The organism is bacterium, from assembly GCA_021372515.1.
Classification (GTDB): Bacteria; Gemmatimonadota; Glassbacteria; order GWA2-58-10; family GWA2-58-10; genus JAJFUG01.
In genome coordinates this window covers 1-15,667 of the sequence record JAJFUG010000054.1, presented here as the reverse complement: position 1 = coordinate 15,667, position 15,667 = coordinate 1, and the positions used below count along the sequence as shown (strand labels likewise).

General features: G+C 66.3%; 14 protein-coding genes. 11 read left to right on the top strand and 3 right to left on the bottom strand.

Going from position 1 to position 15,667, the window contains the following annotated elements:
- Positions 1-951, top strand: a 951-nt coding sequence (locus LLH00_05610; protein ID MCE5270743.1) for a hypothetical protein, incomplete at its 5' end; no start/stop codon positions are given.
- 35 nt (positions 952-986) lie between these two features.
- Positions 987-1,640 carry a hypothetical protein gene (locus LLH00_05605; GenBank protein ID MCE5270742.1) on the top strand — a complete coding sequence of 218 codons (654 nt, stop codon included), beginning with the start codon at positions 987-989 and terminating at the stop codon, positions 1,638-1,640.
- A gap of 326 nt (positions 1,641-1,966) precedes the next feature.
- Here the strand turns inward: LLH00_05605 and LLH00_05600 are convergent, their stop codons facing one another.
- Both LLH00_05600 and LLH00_05595 read right to left on the bottom strand, forming a co-directional pair.
- Complete coding sequence (locus LLH00_05600; protein MCE5270741.1) at positions 1,967-3,025, bottom strand: amidohydrolase; 1,059 nt, start codon at positions 3,023-3,025, stop codon at positions 1,967-1,969.
- A gap of 34 nt (positions 3,026-3,059) precedes the next feature.
- Positions 3,060-4,130, bottom strand: a complete 1,071-nt coding sequence (locus tag LLH00_05595) for an MBL fold metallo-hydrolase (GenBank protein MCE5270740.1) — start codon at positions 4,128-4,130, stop codon at positions 3,060-3,062.
- 260 nt (positions 4,131-4,390) lie between these two features.
- On the opposite strand from LLH00_05595, the gene LLH00_05590 reads away from it, so the two are divergent.
- On the top strand, positions 4,391-5,464 hold the full coding sequence (locus LLH00_05590) for a hypothetical protein (protein MCE5270739.1): 1,074 nt from the start codon (positions 4,391-4,393) through the stop codon (positions 5,462-5,464).
- Positions 5,465-5,493: 29 nt separating this feature from the next.
- The gene (locus tag LLH00_05585; protein MCE5270738.1) at positions 5,494-5,820 is read left to right on the top strand and encodes a carboxymuconolactone decarboxylase family protein; all 327 of its coding nucleotides are present in this window, start codon (positions 5,494-5,496) and stop codon (positions 5,818-5,820) included.
- Between the two features lie 240 nt (positions 5,821-6,060).
- Here LLH00_05585 and LLH00_05580 read toward each other — a convergent pair whose 3' ends face one another.
- Entirely contained in the window at positions 6,061-7,089 is a 1,029-nt protein-coding gene (locus tag LLH00_05580) for a medium chain dehydrogenase/reductase family protein (protein ID MCE5270737.1), read from the bottom strand.
- Positions 7,090-7,275: 186 nt separating this feature from the next.
- Here LLH00_05580 and LLH00_05575 point away from each other — a divergent pair, with 186 nt between their 5' ends.
- The 7 genes from LLH00_05575 (at position 7,276) to LLH00_05545 (ending at position 15,414) form a co-directional block, all read left to right on the top strand.
- Entirely contained in the window at positions 7,276-8,928 is a 1,653-nt protein-coding gene (locus LLH00_05575; protein MCE5270736.1) for an FAD-dependent oxidoreductase, read from the top strand.
- Between the two features lie 341 nt (positions 8,929-9,269).
- A complete protein-coding gene (locus LLH00_05570; GenBank protein MCE5270735.1) occupies positions 9,270-9,869 on the top strand; it encodes a 2-oxoacid:acceptor oxidoreductase family protein in 600 nt (199 codons plus the stop codon).
- Positions 9,870-9,903: 34 nt separating this feature from the next.
- Positions 9,904-11,577 (top strand): FAD-dependent oxidoreductase, encoded by a 1,674-nt coding sequence (locus LLH00_05565; protein ID MCE5270734.1) that lies wholly within the window; start codon positions 9,904-9,906, stop codon positions 11,575-11,577.
- Complete coding sequence (porA, locus tag LLH00_05560) at positions 11,538-12,740, top strand: pyruvate ferredoxin oxidoreductase (protein MCE5270733.1); 1,203 nt, start codon at positions 11,538-11,540, stop codon at positions 12,738-12,740. The genes LLH00_05565 and porA overlap by 40 nt, the downstream gene beginning before the upstream one ends.
- Positions 12,741-13,099: 359 nt before the next feature.
- On the top strand, positions 13,100-14,017 hold the full coding sequence (locus tag LLH00_05555; protein ID MCE5270732.1) for a thiamine pyrophosphate-dependent enzyme: 918 nt from the start codon (positions 13,100-13,102) through the stop codon (positions 14,015-14,017).
- A gap of 184 nt (positions 14,018-14,201) precedes the next feature.
- Positions 14,202-14,543 (top strand): DsrE family protein, encoded by a 342-nt coding sequence (locus tag LLH00_05550; protein ID MCE5270731.1) that lies wholly within the window; start codon positions 14,202-14,204, stop codon positions 14,541-14,543.
- Between the two features lie 4 nt (positions 14,544-14,547).
- A complete protein-coding gene (locus tag LLH00_05545; GenBank protein MCE5270730.1) occupies positions 14,548-15,414 on the top strand; it encodes a hypothetical protein in 867 nt (288 codons plus the stop codon).
- Positions 15,415-15,667 lie beyond the last annotated feature (253 nt).

The following is a 15,667-nucleotide window of genomic DNA, read 5'->3' as shown; positions in this document are numbered from 1 at the left end:
GTGGACGGCAAGCTCGTGCTCGATTTCACCGGCCAGGACAGCCTGATGGCGCACCTGGATGCCGCGGGCATGGACGGGCCGGTGGTGATAAGCCTGGGCAACGACCACTCCCTGCACTACGAAACCGCCCTGGCCCGTGCGTTCGGCCTGCCGGTGGACACCAGCGAGGTGATCGACGGCAAAGCGATAATCGGCCCGCCGGTGGGCCCCAGGCTGGATGAGCTGTTCATGGAGGGCCTGCGCCAGATACGCACGCACTGGGATGAGCGCGGCTGGCGCCAGGAAATGGTGGTGTTGATCTACGACGAGCCCACCGAGAGGCTCCTGGAGCGCTGCAAAAACCGCTACGACCTGCTCAAGAAAGCCACACCGGAGACCCGGGTCTACGGGGTGGTGATGAACCGCCGCGACTGGGCCGAGAGCATGACCGACCAGTGCGACAGTTTCGTCTCGGACGGCGAATTCACCGGCTGCATGGAGGCCGCCCAGCAGATGGGCAAGGATTTCTGGGTCTACTCGTTCCCCCTGGGCGCGGTCCACACCGCGCGCTACGACATGGGGGCGCTGCCCTGGCGCGTGGAAGCCCAGGGGACATTTTTCTGGATGTACGACTACTGGGGCTACGATCCGGACGGCTGCGCGGTGTACCGCAACGACTCCGACCCGGAGCACCCGGTGCGCTCGACCGCCTGGGAGGGTGTGCGCGAGGCGGTGGATGACCTGCGCTATTTCGCCACGGCCGAGCGGGCCATCGCCCGCGCCCGGGGCGACCGCAAGGCCGTGTCCAGCGAGAGTCTGATGGCCCTGCGCGAGTCGGTGGAACCCACCCGCCGTCAGCGCGTGGCCCGGGGCGAGGACCACGACGAGGTCAGCGTGCTGGACCAGTACAACGAGCCGCAACGCATCCGCGACGAGCTGATCTCGATCATACTGTCGTTGCAGCAGCCCTGAGCGGCGATTCCTCTAATCTCAACGAAGGAGGCGAAATGCCAGGAACTCACAGAATCAAGCGGCGCGACATGCTGAAGGGCCTGCCCCTGGCCGCCGCCCTTCCCGCCGCCGCCCTGGGCGCGCAGGAGGACAAGAGGGTCGAATACGACAGCGAGCGCATGATCGAGCAGCACCCGGAGTTCAAGGACGCCCGCAGCCGCAAGGTGATATTCGTGGCACACTGCATCCTGAACCAGAACGCCCGGATAAGGAAATGCGCCTACACTCCCTCGGCCATTCCCAAGGTGCCGGCCGAGCTGATCGAGCGCGGGATCGGGATCGTGCAGATGGCCTGCCCGGAGCTGGGCGCCCTGGGCCTGGGCCGCGGCGGGCCGGTGGAAATCTACGATCAGCTCTCCACCCCCATCGGCCGTCGCTACCTTCGCACTCTTGCCTCGGACATAGTCTACCAGGTGCGGCAGTACCGTAAACAGGGCTACCGGGTGTTGGGCGTACTGGGGCTGGACGGCAGCCCGAGCTGCGGGGTCGACCTCACATGGTACGGCGATGAGCACGCCGGACGGGGGGCCTACATGGAGGAGCTGATAATCGCTCTCAAGGAGGCCGGCCTCGACATCCCGGTGCTGGGCATCCAGGATGCCGCCCCGGACAAGGCGCTCGAGATCATCCGCAAGTGGGACTCCGCCTGAGCGGGAAAGCCGCGGAACACCGGGTTGAGATACCTGTAGGGGAGGGTTTGAAACCCTCCCCTGCGTCGTTTTGGTCCGGGTTGTACAACCCTGTCCGCTTCGCGCGGGACAACCGCTACACACCCCGTCGGCTACGCCGCCACCCCTCTTCTTAGAGTGGATTGATCCCGCCACCGCCCGTAGTAACCCTCGCGGCCCGAAGAACGGTGCTTTAATTCCCCTCGATCAAGAGGGGCGCCCGCGCCAGCGGGCGGGGTGTGTAAAAAAAGGGGCACGGCAGCCGTGCCCCTGCAAAAACGATTACCAGCGTTACCCGCGCTTAGGGCTTACCCCTCCAGGTGGTAGACCCGCAGCGGGTTGTCGTGGACAATCCTCTGCACCACTTCATCGGGCAGGCCCAGCCCGGGAAGGCTGGTATGCCCGGCCTGACGGCGGAACGGGGCCGTGGGCTGGGTGCGCTCCCAGAGCAGGAACCGCATATGGCAGTCCACGTACTCGGCCGAGGTCTTCTCGTAGGCCTCCTCGGGCGCCAGGCCGCGGATGTCCACATCCTCCGGGCGCTGGAAGCTCTGGCTCTGGATGCCGCTGGCCACGCTCGGGTTGTCGTAGATCAGGTCCGTGCCGAACAGCACCCGCTCGCTCCAGCGGATACAGAGGTCACGCCAGTGGCGGCGTCGGGTCTCGTTGCGGGCCATTGCGGGCAGACGGGCCGAGATGTCCACGTACATGTTGGGGTGATGCTCCAGTTGCTCCTCCAGCGCCAGCGGGTCATCCGCCATGCTGGCCATGTGCGGGGCCACGAACACCGTGCCGCGGTGACGCTCGAACAGGGTGTCGCGCTCGCCCAGCAGTTCCTCCCGGCTGGGCAGGTTCTTGCGGTAGTAGCTCCACTCGGCGTAGGCGCCCACCAGCACGCCGCTCCAGAAATTGTTCTGGCCCAGCGGTTCCCAGAACGCCGGCGGGTCGGCCACGTGGATGAGGACCGGCACCCCCAGCCGCCCGGCGCGCTCGAACACCGGGTCCAGCCGATGGTCATCCACTCGCAGAAGCTGGCCGTCCGCGGTGCGCACCTCCAGGCCCAGGCTCTTGAAAATCTTGAGGCCCCTGGCCCCGCGCTCCACCCCCCGTTCCAGCTCATCCGCGGCCGCAGCGCCGAAATCCGGCCGGTCCACCCGCGACCAGTCGATGTTGGTCAACTGCGCGAACCGCCCCGGCCAGCGCCCGAACACGCTCAGCATGTGGTCCAGCCGCGGCCCGAAAGCGTCCATCCAGCCCAGGGTCACGCTGCATGCAATCCCGGTGCGGTCCATCACCCGGACCGCCAGGCCGGCCCATTCCGGCGGTATGTGCGTGTGCGCGTCGACGATCTCGAAATTCCTCGACATCCCTCTCTCCTTATCCTCTGTCCTCAAGAGCGGCTCAGGCCTCGAGCGGCTCTATCTCAGGCTTGCCCTCCAGGCGGCGGCGCCAGAACAGCTCCAGCGGATCGATCCAGTCGATGCTGCTCCCGGCGCGCCGGGCGCGGATGATTTCGCTTGTGACCAGTATCACCCGGTACAGGCTGTCACGAGCCCCATCCAGGTCCACGCTGCCGTGGCCGGGCAGCATGAACTTCCAGTTCTCGCCTTCCGGGTGACGGTACAGTTTCCAGAGGCTGGCCAGGTACTGGTCCCAATTGCAGTAGTCCGCGCCCATCCAGGCGTGACGGCCCAGGTGCAGGGCGATGTCGCCGGAAATCAGCCCCGGTTTGCCGTCCCAGGTCAAGCCGTAGCAGCAGCCGCCCGGCGTGTGGCCCGGAGTGTGGATCACGGTCAGGCTCGCGCGCCCGAAAGTGAGCGGCGCGCCCTCGCCAAAAGTGGCCGGGCTTTTCACCGGGTCGGGGATGTCCCCGGCCTGGGCCTTGATCTGGCCGGTCACGTAGGGGGCGTCGCCCTCGGGCACGAACACCGCCGCCCCGCGTCGCTCCCAGGCCGCCGCGGCCTCGGAGTGGTCGAAGTGCATGTGGGTGAGCAGCACCCAGCGGACTTTCTCAAGCGGGAACCCGAGCTGACGGATCTGCACCTCGACCAGCGGCTGGAACCGGGTGTAGCTGGGGTCCACCAGCAGAAGGCCCTCGCCCGTGTCCATCAGATAGATCGACTGGTGGTAATCCTCCGGCCCCAGCAGCCACAGGCCGGGCAGAATTTCGCCCGGACGGCGCTGTATCGGGGTCTCCAGGCGCGCCCACTTGCCGGACAGCTCGCAGAACAGGTCGTTGTCCTTTTTCCAGTCCGCGGCCGGGTCGGTCCAGTGGTCGTACTTGTACTGATCGAGGAATGTGGCGCGGTCGTGGATCACCTGGAACCCCGCGGCCGAGGTCTGGACCACCGCCGGATGGGACCGTCCCTCCGGCCCCGAGGCCCCCGGCTGGTTATCGACCGTCACCTTGCCGCTGCACGCTCCGACTGCCAGGCTCAGGCCCCCCAGGGCCAGGAAACCTCTGCGCTCCATAGTCCCTCCTCCGCTTCCGGCGTGGGAACACCGATTTAGCTTGAACAATGGGAAGACGTCTTTTATGTTTGAATGGTTTTTTATCCGCACTAATTTTTATTCAAATCGACGCCTTGAAAATATTATCCCCGGCCGGGCCGCGCGTAAAGGATATTCCTCACCGGGGCCAGGTCGCAGACAGGGCGGAGCCGGAACTCTGTCGAAAGAATGGAATACAACTCGGATAAATGATATCTTTCTGACCCAAACACGGAGGCACGATGCTCTACAAGGATGACTGGGAAAAGGTGCGCGAGCGCATGTGCGCGTTCTGGCGGGGCGAGCTTGTCGACCGGGTGGTGTTCCAGGTGACAGGCGCGCGCGACAATGTGCCGCAGACCAGCCGCTGGCACCCGTTTTTCCTGGCCCAGCATTATGACGAGCCGGAGCTGATCCTGGCCGAGTGGGAAAACTACTGCCGCCAGACCTTTTTCGGCGGAGAGTTCATCCCCAACCTCTGGGTCAACCTGGGCCCCGGAGTGCCGGCCGCGTTTCTGGGCGCGCAGCTGAAAGTGAACGACGACACGGTCTGGTTCGAGGCCCCGGGGGATGTCTCGCTGGAGGAGCTGGCCGCCAGCCGCCTGGACCTGGACAACAAGTGGTGGCGCGTCACCCGCGACATTACCCGTATGGCGGCCGAGAACGCGCCGGGCAAGTATTTCGCCGGGATGACCGACCTCAACTCCGTGTTCGACATAATCTGCCACCTGCGCGGCACCCAGCGCGTGCTGTACGATATGATGGACAACCCGGACGCGGTCAAGGCGGCCACCGAGGCCGTGAACCGGGTCTGGCTGGAGAGCTTCGACCGCCTGCATGCCCTGATCGCGCCGCACCAGGATGGGGCCTCGAACTGGATGAGCATCTGGTTCGAGGGCTGCGGCGGCGACACGCAGTGCGACTTCTCGGCCATGCTCTCGCCGGACATGTTCGCCGAGTTTGTTGTGCCGCACCTTCAGCAGGAATGTGTCCGCCTGGGCCACAGCATCTTCCACCTGGACGGTCCGGACCAGATCAAGCACCTGGACCTTCTGCTCGACATCCCGGAGCTGGACGGGATCCAGTGGGTGCCGGGCGCGGGCAACCCCTCGGTTGGCTCGCCCAAGTGGTATCCGCTGTACAAGAGGATTCAGGACAAGGGCAAGCTGCTGGTGCTGCAGAATATGGAACGGCAGGACGTGGAAAACACCCTGGCGAACGTGTCCAGCCGCGGCCTGTTGATCGAGGTCAAGGCCGACAGCGAGAGCGAGGCCCGCGACTGGCTGAAAAAAGCCGAAAAATGGACCCGGGACTGATTCTGTCCCACTCGGAGGGAGGTGGCAGGATGGAGGCAGGAAAGAGCGGCGCCAATCCGCTGGAGGTGTTCCAGCGCGAGGCCCCCGAGGTAGCGCGCGCGTTCGACGGCCTGATCCGCTCGCTGGTGGGCACGGATGGGCTGGACGGCAAGACCAAGCACCTGATCTACATCGCGCTCAAGGCAGCGGAGGCGGACGCCCTGGCCCTCAAGTTCCACGTGCCCATGGCCAAGGCCGCCGGTGCATCCCGCGCCGAGGTGCGGGACGCGGTCCTGATGAGCCTGACCGTGTGCGGCATCCGCGGGGTGGCCACCTGCCTGCCATTGGCCATGGAGCTGTACGACAGCCGGGGCTGAGCATGAGGCAGCAAAAACCGAATCGCGGACGTCAGTTTCCTTTTGCAGGGGTGAGCCTTGTGTTCGCCCAGGTTTTTTCCTAAGCCTTGTTATGTAGGGGCGGCCCCCTGTGGCCGCCCGTATAAATGGGGCAGGCACAGGGGCCTGCCCCTACGATAACCGATGCCTTTCAATGAAAGAGGCAAGGGCAACCGGATGGTCGCCCTTTTGTTTTTGCGGCCTCCGAATAACCAGTGCCCCTCACGCCCCGGTGAGCAGCACGATCTTGCCGCTCACCGCCCGCGCGCCCAGCAGCTCGTGCGCCCGCGCCGCCCGCTCCAGGGGCAGGCGCTCGGCGATCACCGGCGCGATCTTGCGCGCCTGCAGCAGCTCGAACAGGACGCCCAGGTCCTCACGGTGCCAGCCCGGGCGGCGTTTCTTGAGCGAAGTCACGTTGTAGCCCGCAATCCGCCTGCCGCCCCCGATGAGCGGCAGGATCGAAAAGTGCGGGTCGCGCACCAGGGCCTTGAGCGCGCCCACCGGGCTGCGCCGCCCGTCCCGCATGCCGCCGTAGAACCCGTAACCTATCAGTATTCCGCCGAAACCCAGCAGCCGGAACGAACGCCGCCAGCTCCGCCCGCCCAGCGGGTCGAAAGCCGCATCCAGACGGTCGCCGCCCAGGACGGCTCGCACCCGCGCGGTGAAATCCTCGCTGCGGTAGTCGATGCCCACTGCACCCAGGCTTTCCACCAGGGCCAGCTTGCCCCGGCTGGCCGTGCCGAACATCCTGAGACCGGCCAGGCCGCCCAACTGCAACAGCGCGGTGCCCACACCGCCCGCCGCCCCCTGCACCAGCACGCTGTCACCGGTTTCGACCCGCGCCACCCGGTGCAGCATCTGCCAGGCGGTCAGGTAGTTGAGCACCAGGCTCACCGCCTCGGCCGGGTCGAGGCCCTCTGGCACAGGCGCCAGGTCCTCCGCGTCCAGGCAGACATAGTCCGCATAGCCGCCACGCACGGTGAGCGCGGCCACGCGACTGCCCTCCGCCACACCCTCCACGCCCGGGCCCAGGCCCTCCACCCGCCCCACGATGTCATAGCCCGGGCTGAACGGGAACGGCGGAGCGCCGGGGTAAATGCCCTCGCGCATCATCACGTCGGCGAAAGCCACTCCCGCAGCCTCCACCCGCACCAGCACCTGTCCCTCGCCCGGCTGCGGCGGCTCCCCGGTCACCACCCGGAGCACCTCCGGTCCCCCGCGGCGGGTTATCATCACTCTGCGGTTCAGCATCTTCCTCCTCCCGTAAGTTTTAATATATACTACAGCAATATATCCCCTCTTCGTGGAAAAACCAAACTCGCACCGTCTCACGGGTTTTCGCGGACGAATAGACAAACAGGCTCCGGACTGTTATTATGGACTACATAGTTTGGTTTCGAGAAGACAGAAACTACCATCAAATGAAAGGTAGCTTTGATGAAACTGGTGATAGTGGGAGGCGTGGCCGGCGGAGCCTCGGCCGCGGCGCGGGCGCGCCGGATGGATGAAAAGGCTGAAATAGTGATTCTGGAGCGCGGCGAGCATGTCTCGTTCGCCAACTGCGGCCTGCCCTATTTCGTGGGCGGCGAGATACGCGACCGCGGCTCGCTGCTGGTCCAGACCCCGCAGTCCCTGGCGCGGCGGTTCCGGATCGATGTGCGCACGCACAGCGATGTGATCTCGATCGACCGCGCCGCCGGGAAAGTGAAAGTACGCGAACTGCAGACCGGACGAGAGTATGAGGAGACCTACGACAAGCTGATCCTGGCCCCAGGTGCCTCGCCGGTTGTCCCGCCGATCCCCGGCGCCGACCTTCCGGGTGTGTTCACCCTGCGCAACGTGCCGGATGCCGAGCGGATCAAGGCCTGGGTCGAGAGCCGCAAGCCCGCCTCTGCCCTGGTGGTGGGCGCGGGGTTCATCGGGCTGGAGATGGTGGAAAGCCTGAGCCGCCTCGGCCTCAAGGTTCACCTGGTCGAGATGGTGGACCAGGTGCTGCCCGTGCTGGATGCGGATGCGGCCTCGTTCCTCAAGGTTGAGTTGCAGGATAACGGAGTCAAACTTCACCTGGGTGTACAGGCCACAAGCTTCGAGCTGGCGAGCGAGGGCCTGCGCGTGGGGCTTTCCGACGGCAGCGTGGTTGAGGCCGGGCTGGTGATTCTTTCCGTGGGCGTGCGGCCCGAGACAGGGCTGGCCAAAGCCGCCGGGCTGGAGCTGGGCGCGCGCGGCGGCATCCGCGTGGATGACCGGATGCGCACCAGCGACCCGGATATTTATGCTGTGGGAGATGCGGTCGAGGTGCGCGATCTGGTGACCGGAAACATGGAGCTGATCGCCCTGGCCGGCCCCGCCAACCGTCAGGGCCGCATCGCCGCCGACAACGCGGTCCTGGGCGCGGAGCGGATATTCAAGGGCAGCCTGGGGACTTCAGTGGTGCGGGTGTTCAACCTCGCCGCGGCCCATGTGGGCGCGAGCGCCAAGCGCCTGGCCCGTCTCGGGATCGAGCACCGGGTCTCCTGGACCCACAGCTACTCGCACGCCACCTATTATCCAGGGGCGCAGCGCATGTCGATCAAGCTGCTCTTCGCCCCGTCGGATGGCCGTATCCTGGGCGCGCAGATCGTGGGCGGCGAGGGCGTGGACAAGCGGATCGACATCCTTGCCACGGCGATCACCGCCGGGATGAGCGTGTACGATCTGACCGAGTTGGACCTGGCCTACGCTCCGCCTTTCGGCGCGGCCAAGGACCCGGTTAACATGTCCGGCTACGCGGCGCAGAATGTCCTGGAGGGCAAGGTGGAGGCGGCGCAGTGGGATGAGCCCGCGGGCAGCGGGGCGCTGATCCTGGACGTGCGCACGCCCATGGAATTTGCCGCGGGCCACCTGCCCGAGGCGCTCAACCTGCCCCTGGACGACCTGCGCGAAAACCTCGACACCCTGCCGCGCGACCGTGAGATACTGGTCTACTGCCGGGTGGGGCTGCGCGGCTACATCGGCGCGCGTATCCTCAGCCAGAACGGTTTCCAGGCGCGCAACCTCAGCGGCGGGATCGTGACCTGGTCCGCGGCCACGGGCAGCGGCCTGCGGGTCTGACCCAAACCGGGCAGGCACAGGGGCCTGCCCCTACATCCGTCGGTATCCACAGGGGCACGGCGCGCCGTGCCCCTGCAGTTTTACCCGTACAGCCCCCCTGTAACACAATCTGTCCACGCCCGTTTTCTTTCGTAGGGGCGAGATATATCTCGCCCGGCTTTTTGTGTTATGCGCCGGTTCACCCGCCCAGTCCATCCGGGTCGTACTCACCGGTGCGACCTCCAGCCCCGCCGGATGCTCCACACGCAGAAAAATCGGCTTGCGAAGCGCCGGGCTTCCGCTTATAATGCAGCAGGTCTGGCGGAAACAGAGGCCTGAACATTGTCAATAAAAGGAAGTCGATGATAGAGATACGGATACACGGCCGCGGCGGGCAAGGCGCGGTGTTCGCCTGCAGCATGCTGGCGCGCGCCCTGTTCGAGGAGGGCCGCTGGGTCCAGGCGTTCCCGCATTTCGGAGTGGAGCGCCGCGGGGCCCCGGTGGCGGCTTTCGTGCGTTTCGACGAGCGCCCAATCGAGCTGCGCTGCCATATCTACCAGCCGGATTACGTGGTCATCCTCGACCCGACCCTGGCCGGCCTGCCCTCGACCATCCAGGGCCTCAAACCGGGCGGCGGCGTGCTGGTCAACTCGCCCTGCGGCCCCGCCGAATTCGGCCATTTCAAGCATTGCCGGGTCGCCACGGTGGATGCCAGCTCCATCGCGCTCAAGCACAAGCTCGGCTCCATCGCCAGCCCGATTGTCAACACGGCCATCCTCGGGGCTTTCGCCCGGTTCACCGGGATCGTGAGCCTCGATTCCATTCTCGGAGCGGTGATCGAGATAATCAAGCGCAGGACAGACGACAATATCGCCGCGGTAAAGGAATCTTTCGACAAGGCCGTGCTGCCCGAGGACGACCGGACATTGGCCGCTCCCGCGCGGGCCCACGGCGGGATTTGAATGTTCCGTTTCGCTCTTTCCCCGGAGAATATCGATGAGCAGTGAATCCGGGTCCCCGATAAAGGACTTGCCGCCGGTTTCGGTGAACCTGGCGGATATGCGCTGGAACAAGACCGGCGCCTGGAGTTTCTTCGCCCCGGTCTACCGCGAGAAAGCCTCGCCCTGCGCCATGGAGTGCCCGCTGGGTGAGCCGGTCAACCGCTACATGCACTTGGTGCGTGCGGGACGCTGGCGCGAGGCCTGGGAGCTGATCGTGGCGGCCAACCCCCTGCCCGCGGCCTGCGGGCGGGTCTGCTACCACACCTGCGAAAGCGCCTGCAACCGGGGCGAACTGGACGGTGCGGTCAATATCCACGGCACGGAGCGTTTCCTGGGCGACATGGCCCTGGAGGAGCGCTGGACCCCACCCTGGACGCCCGCAGCCGAGCGGGGCGGCCCCCCGGTGGCGGTGGTCGGCTCCGGCCCGGCCGGAATGGGCTGCGCCTGGGGCCTGCGCCTGGCCGGCTACCCGGTGGTGGTGTACGAGCGCGAAAGCTCGCCCGGCGGGATGCTGCGCCTGGGCGTGCCCGAGTTCCGTATGCCGCGCAACGTGCTGGATGGTGAGCTGGCGCGCCTGGAGTCAGTGGGCGTGCAGTTCCGCCTGGGCGCTCCCGTTGAGGACCTGGCCGAGGTGGCGCGCGAGTCGCGGGCCATATTCCTGGCCACCGGGGCCCACGGCTCCCGCGACCCTGGCGTGACGATACCCGCCTCCACCGAGGGCGTGTTCTTCGGCCTGGAATTCCTCAAGCGTTTCAACCTGGGACAGAAAGTCGCCACCGGCCGACACCTGGCAGTAGTGGGCGGCGGCAACACGGCTATCGACGCGGCCCGGGCGGGCCTTCGCCTGGGAGCCGAGGTCAGCCTCTACTACCGCCGCAGCCTGGCCGAGATGCCGGCCCACCCGGAGGAGGTGCGCGAGGCAATTGGCGAGGGTGTGGATTTCGTCTTCCAGGCCGCGCCCACCACGCTGACCGTACAGGACGGACGGGTGAGCGGGCTGGAGATGATCCGCATGCGGATGGGCGCGCCGGACGCCTCCGGCCGGGCGCGTCCCGAGCCGGTGCCGGGAAGCGCGTTCCACGCTCCGGCCGACACTGTTGTGTTCGCCATCGGCGAGACCCCCGAGCTGGGCTGGCTACCCGCGGACATCCAGAACGAAAACGGCCGTCTGCGGGTGGATGCCCTGTTGCGCACCACCGCGCCCGGAGTGTTCGCCGGCGGCGACCTGGGCCCGGGGATCAACTCGGTGAGCCACGCCCTGGCCGATGGCGTGGCCGCGGCGCGCAACATGCACACCCTGCTCGCCGGACTCGACCTTCCGCGCGACAGTGGCCAGAGCCTTGAGAGCGTGGCTTTCGCGAAAATAAACACGGATTATTTCGAGCCGCGGCCCCGTCAGGAGGCCCCCACCACGCTGGTGAAAAACCCGCTGGGCAGCCGGGCGGAGATCGCCGGTGCGTTCAGCCCGGAGCAGGCCGTGGCCGAAAGCTCGCGCTGCTTCGACTGCGGCACCTGCGTGCGCTGCGACAACTGCCTGATTTTCTGCCCCGACCTGGCGATCCAGGCCCAGGACGGCGCCTACGCGGTGCGCAAGGAGTATTGCAAGGGTTGCGGGATCTGCGCCCAGGAATGCCCGCGCTACATAATCACCATGGAGAAAAAACCCTGAAAGAGCTGATTACAGGCAACGAGGCGGTCTCCACAGCCGTGCGCCTGGCCCGCGTGCAGGTGATCGCGGCCTATCCGATCACCCCGCAGACCAGCGTGGCCGAGAAGCTTAGCCTCTATTGCGCCGAGGGCATGCTGGACGCCGATTTCATCAAGGTGGAGAGCGAGCACAGCGCCATGGCCTGCGTGATCGGGGCCGCCAGCACGGGGGTGCGCACTTTCACCGCCACGAGCAGCCAGGGCCTGGCCCTGATGCACGAGATGCTGCACTGGGCCAGCGGCGCGCGCCTGCCTATCGTGATGGCCAATGTCAACCGCGCCCTGGGCGCGCCCTGGAGCATCTGGTGCGACCACAGCGACAGCATGGCCCAGCGCGACACCGGCTGGCTGCAGTTCTTCTGCGAGAGCTGCCAGGAGGTGCTGGACACGGTGCTGATGTCGTTCCGCCTGGCGGAAAAGGTTGCCACACCGGTCATGGTGCTGCTGGATGGCTTCATCCTCAGCCACACCGCCGAGCCGGTGGATGTCCCCGAGCCCGAGGCGGTGGACCGTTTCCTTCCGCCCTGGGACCCGCCCCTGGTGGTGGACCCGTCGCAGCCGCACACGTTCAACGCGGTGACCAGCCCCGAGTATTTCATGGAGTTCAAGCAGCAGCAGGCCGAGGGCGCCTCCGCCGCCGAGGCTGTCGCGCGTGAGGTGAGCGCGGAGTTTGCCAGAGAATTCGGACGCAACTGGCCCCTGACCGAGGCGTTCATGGTCGAGGACGCCGAGACGGTCCTCGTGGCCGCCGGGACCAGCGCCGGCACCTGCCGTCACGTGGTGCGCCGCCTGCGTGAACAGGGGCGCAAAGTCGGCCTGGTGCGCATGCGCATGTTCCGCCCGTTCCCGTATGCGGACCTGCGGGCCATGCTGGGCGGAGCGAAGAACGTGGCGGTGCTCGACCAGTCGGTGAGCCCGGGCACGGACAGCCCGCTCTGCCAGGAGGTCAAATCGGCGCTCTACGGACTGGACAGCGGCAAGGCCGGTCCGCGGGTGTTCGGGTTCGTCGCCGGCCTGGGCGGACGGGATATCGTGCCCGAGAATATCGAGCGCATGCTGGACGTGGCCGAGGGCGAGCACCCGCCCGTGCCGGGACGGCTCAACTGGCTCGGGCTCAACCATTAATAGAACAGGGCACGGGCAGGCCGTGCATTTAAATCCCCCCACTAAGCAACATAGTTGCTCTAAAAAGAGGGGTGGCGGCTTTAGCCGCCGGGGTGTGTGCCTTTGCCTCCCCCTTTGAAAAAGGGGGATTGAGGGGGATTTGATATAATAAATCATTTCCTGCCTCAGTCGTAAAGGGGATAAAGCGGACCGTTTGATTAAATCCCCCCTGGCCCCCCTTTTCAAAAGGGGGGAAGCTGGCCGCCAGGGTGTGTAACATCGGTTACGGCCTGCCTTGCACATCCGGAAATGTAGAAACGCCAACCGTATGTCGTAGGGGCGGGATATATCCCGCCTGCGGAAACCGATAGAGGTCGTACATGAGCGAAAACACAACCGCCACCCCTCCGGCCGAGGACCTGCGCCGCTACCTCAAGGACGAGCCGTTCGGCTGCGGCAACCTGGCCTGCCCCGGCTGCGGCGAGCCCATCGCCCTGCGCGAGGTGCTTAATGCCCTGGAGGGCAAGGCTGTGATCGTGATCCCGGCCTGCTGCGGCAGCATTATCGACGGCCTCTACCCCTATTCCAGCGCGCGGGTGCCGGTGCTGCACACCCCGTTCGCCACCGCCGCCTCCACCTCGAGCGGCGTGCTGGCCGGACTGCGGCGGCGCGGCTTCAAGGATACTACGGTAGTCGCCTGGGCCGGGGATGGCGGCACGTACGACATCGGCCTGCAGGCCCTCTCCAGCGCGGTGGAGCGCAATGATGATTTCCTGTATATCTGTTACGACAACGAAGCCTACATGAACACCGGCATCCAGCGCTCCAGCAGCACCCCGCTTCTGGCCTGGACCACCACCACGCCCGAGCATCACCCCAAGCAGGCGCCCAAAAAAGATATCCTTGAGATCATGGCCGCGCACTACATCCCCTACGCAGCCACGGCCACGGTGTCTTTCCCCGAGGACCTCGTGGCCAAGGTGCGACGCGCCCGGGCTATCAAGGGCTCCAAGTTCATCAACATACTTTCGCCCTGCCCCACCGGCTGGCAGACCCGGCCCCAGGACTCGATCCGGGTGGCGCGCCTGGCCGTGACCACCAATGTTTACCCGCTGGTCGAGGTGTTCGACGGAGTGCGGCGGGTGCTGCGCGACAATCCCTCGCCGCGCCCGGTGCGCGAGTATCTGGAGGCCCAGGGAAGGTTCCACCACCTGCAGGAGGCGGATTTCCTGACCATCCAGCAGCGGGTGGACGAGACCTGGGCCAAGGTGCGCAGCCGCGCGGATGAGCTGGTCTGAACCTTATCCCAGGTGCGGAGGTCCGATGCCCCGAACGGTCAGCACCGGCCCGTCCGCGACCGGACGCCGCGAGTTCCTGGCCGCAGCCGTTGCAGCGCCGGCCCTGGCCGCAATGGCCGCTTTCAGCCCGGCGGCACAATCCCGACCTGAAACCGAACCGACAACCCCGCAGGATGGTTGCAGCATGCCGGATAAGCTTGTCGTGCTCTGGACCAGCGGCGACCGCGAGGTCGCCCTCAAAATGGCGTTCATGTACACGTTCAACGCCAAGGCGCAGCTCTGGTGGAAGGATGTGACCCTGATCGTCTGGGGCGCCTCGGCCCGCCTTCTGGCAGTGGACCTCGAGCTGCGCGAGTACGCCCACCGGATGCTGGACTCCGGGATAAAAATTCAGGCCTGCAAGGCCTGCGCGGACAGCTACGGAGTGAGCGACAACCTGGCCAGCCTGGGGGTCGAGGTGAGGGGCATGGGCCAGCCGCTGACCGAATACCTCAAGGACACGAACACGCGTGTCATCACGATCTGAGCGGATGAAAACCCGGCTGACATACTGGCTCATCGCCCTCTGCCTGCTGGCCGCCGCACGCCTGAGCGCTGGCGCTCCCGCCGCGGTGGCGGTCTGCGGGCCGGAGCTGCACAGCGGGCAGGTGTTCGGCTCCGGGGAGACTGTGGCCAACGCTTTCGGCGCCCCGGCCGAGGCGTTCCTCTTTACACCGGACTGCCGGATGCTGGTCCTGGCCCCCGGCCTCACCCAGCGCCTGCCCGAGGCGGCCGCCGCCCCGGACAGCCTGTTCGGCCTGGCCGTGGAGGCCCTGGGCTGGTTCGAGGGACGTTACGCGCGGCTCATCCAGTCCCTGAGCCCGGAACAGGCCGAGGCCGACACGGTGGAGGCGTTCCTGGTATATCCCCTGGGGGCGGTGCTGCTGGACATTCCGGAGGCGTTCAAGTGGCAGGGGGACAGCCTGGAGTGCCGGTTCACCCTGCGCAAAGAGGGCAAGCGCCGGGCGCTCTACAGCCTGAGCACCCGTGACGGACGGGTGAAAAGCGCACAGTATGACAGCCTGCTTCAGTTGGGGGAGGTCTATCGCTGGAGCGTACACGGCCCCGAGGCCGCCGATTCAAGCTGGTTCGGGGTGCTGGACGACAACGGGCTGGTCGAGCTGGGGGCGCTGCTCGAACGTCTGGAAAGCCTCGAGCAAAGCGACCCCGGCCCGGATGGGAAAGTCCCGTTCGGCTGGGTCTGGCTCAAGGTCGCCCTGCTCAGCCGTCGCGGCCTCTACTACGAGGCCCGCTCCGTGGTCCGCACCCGCCGCGAGCTGTACCCGGAGGACACCGCGCTCTGCGACAGCCTCCTTCACCGGGTGCGCCTTCTGCAGCGCCGCGGCGACCCCTCCTAAGCCTCCTCGGCCGCGGCCCACCCGGGGCTTTTTCGCACACCCTGTTGCGGACCAGCCGCAACAGGGCCTCACCCACCATCCAGAGCGCCAGGGCCGTTACATCCGGGACCTATCCCCCCACTGAAAGATCAACCAGCCTGAATCTTTTATGCGCTGACCCGCTCCGCCTTCCTCTTGAGAAATACCCGGATGGAAAGCGCTACAACGCCTATGGAAAGAATCAGCAGAAGCAGATCGACGGCCAGCAGGATAT

Coding starts and splice junctions, on each gene's coding strand:
- LLH00_05575 (MCE5270736.1), top strand. CDS start 7,276: ATGAAACTGGTGATAGTGGGAGGCGTGGCCGGCGGAGCCTCGGCCGCG.
- LLH00_05595 (MCE5270740.1), bottom strand. CDS start 4,130: ATGGAGCGCAGAGGTTTCCTGGCCCTGGGGGGCCTGAGCCTGGCAGTC.
- LLH00_05590 (MCE5270739.1), top strand. CDS start 4,391: ATGCTCTACAAGGATGACTGGGAAAAGGTGCGCGAGCGCATGTGCGCG.
- LLH00_05600 (MCE5270741.1), bottom strand. CDS start 3,025: ATGTCGAGGAATTTCGAGATCGTCGACGCGCACACGCACATACCGCCG.
- LLH00_05585 (MCE5270738.1), top strand. CDS start 5,494: ATGGAGGCAGGAAAGAGCGGCGCCAATCCGCTGGAGGTGTTCCAGCGC.
- LLH00_05550 (MCE5270731.1), top strand. CDS start 14,202: ATGCCGGATAAGCTTGTCGTGCTCTGGACCAGCGGCGACCGCGAGGTC.
- LLH00_05605 (MCE5270742.1), top strand. CDS start 987: ATGCCAGGAACTCACAGAATCAAGCGGCGCGACATGCTGAAGGGCCTG.
- LLH00_05545 (MCE5270730.1), top strand. CDS start 14,548: ATGAAAACCCGGCTGACATACTGGCTCATCGCCCTCTGCCTGCTGGCC.
- LLH00_05580 (MCE5270737.1), bottom strand. CDS start 7,089: ATGCTGAACCGCAGAGTGATGATAACCCGCCGCGGGGGACCGGAGGTG.
- LLH00_05565 (MCE5270734.1), top strand. CDS start 9,904: ATGAGCAGTGAATCCGGGTCCCCGATAAAGGACTTGCCGCCGGTTTCG.
- LLH00_05555 (MCE5270732.1), top strand. CDS start 13,100: ATGAGCGAAAACACAACCGCCACCCCTCCGGCCGAGGACCTGCGCCGC.
- LLH00_05570 (MCE5270735.1), top strand. CDS start 9,270: ATGATAGAGATACGGATACACGGCCGCGGCGGGCAAGGCGCGGTGTTC.
- porA (MCE5270733.1), top strand. CDS start 11,538: ATGCCCGCGCTACATAATCACCATGGAGAAAAAACCCTGAAAGAGCTG.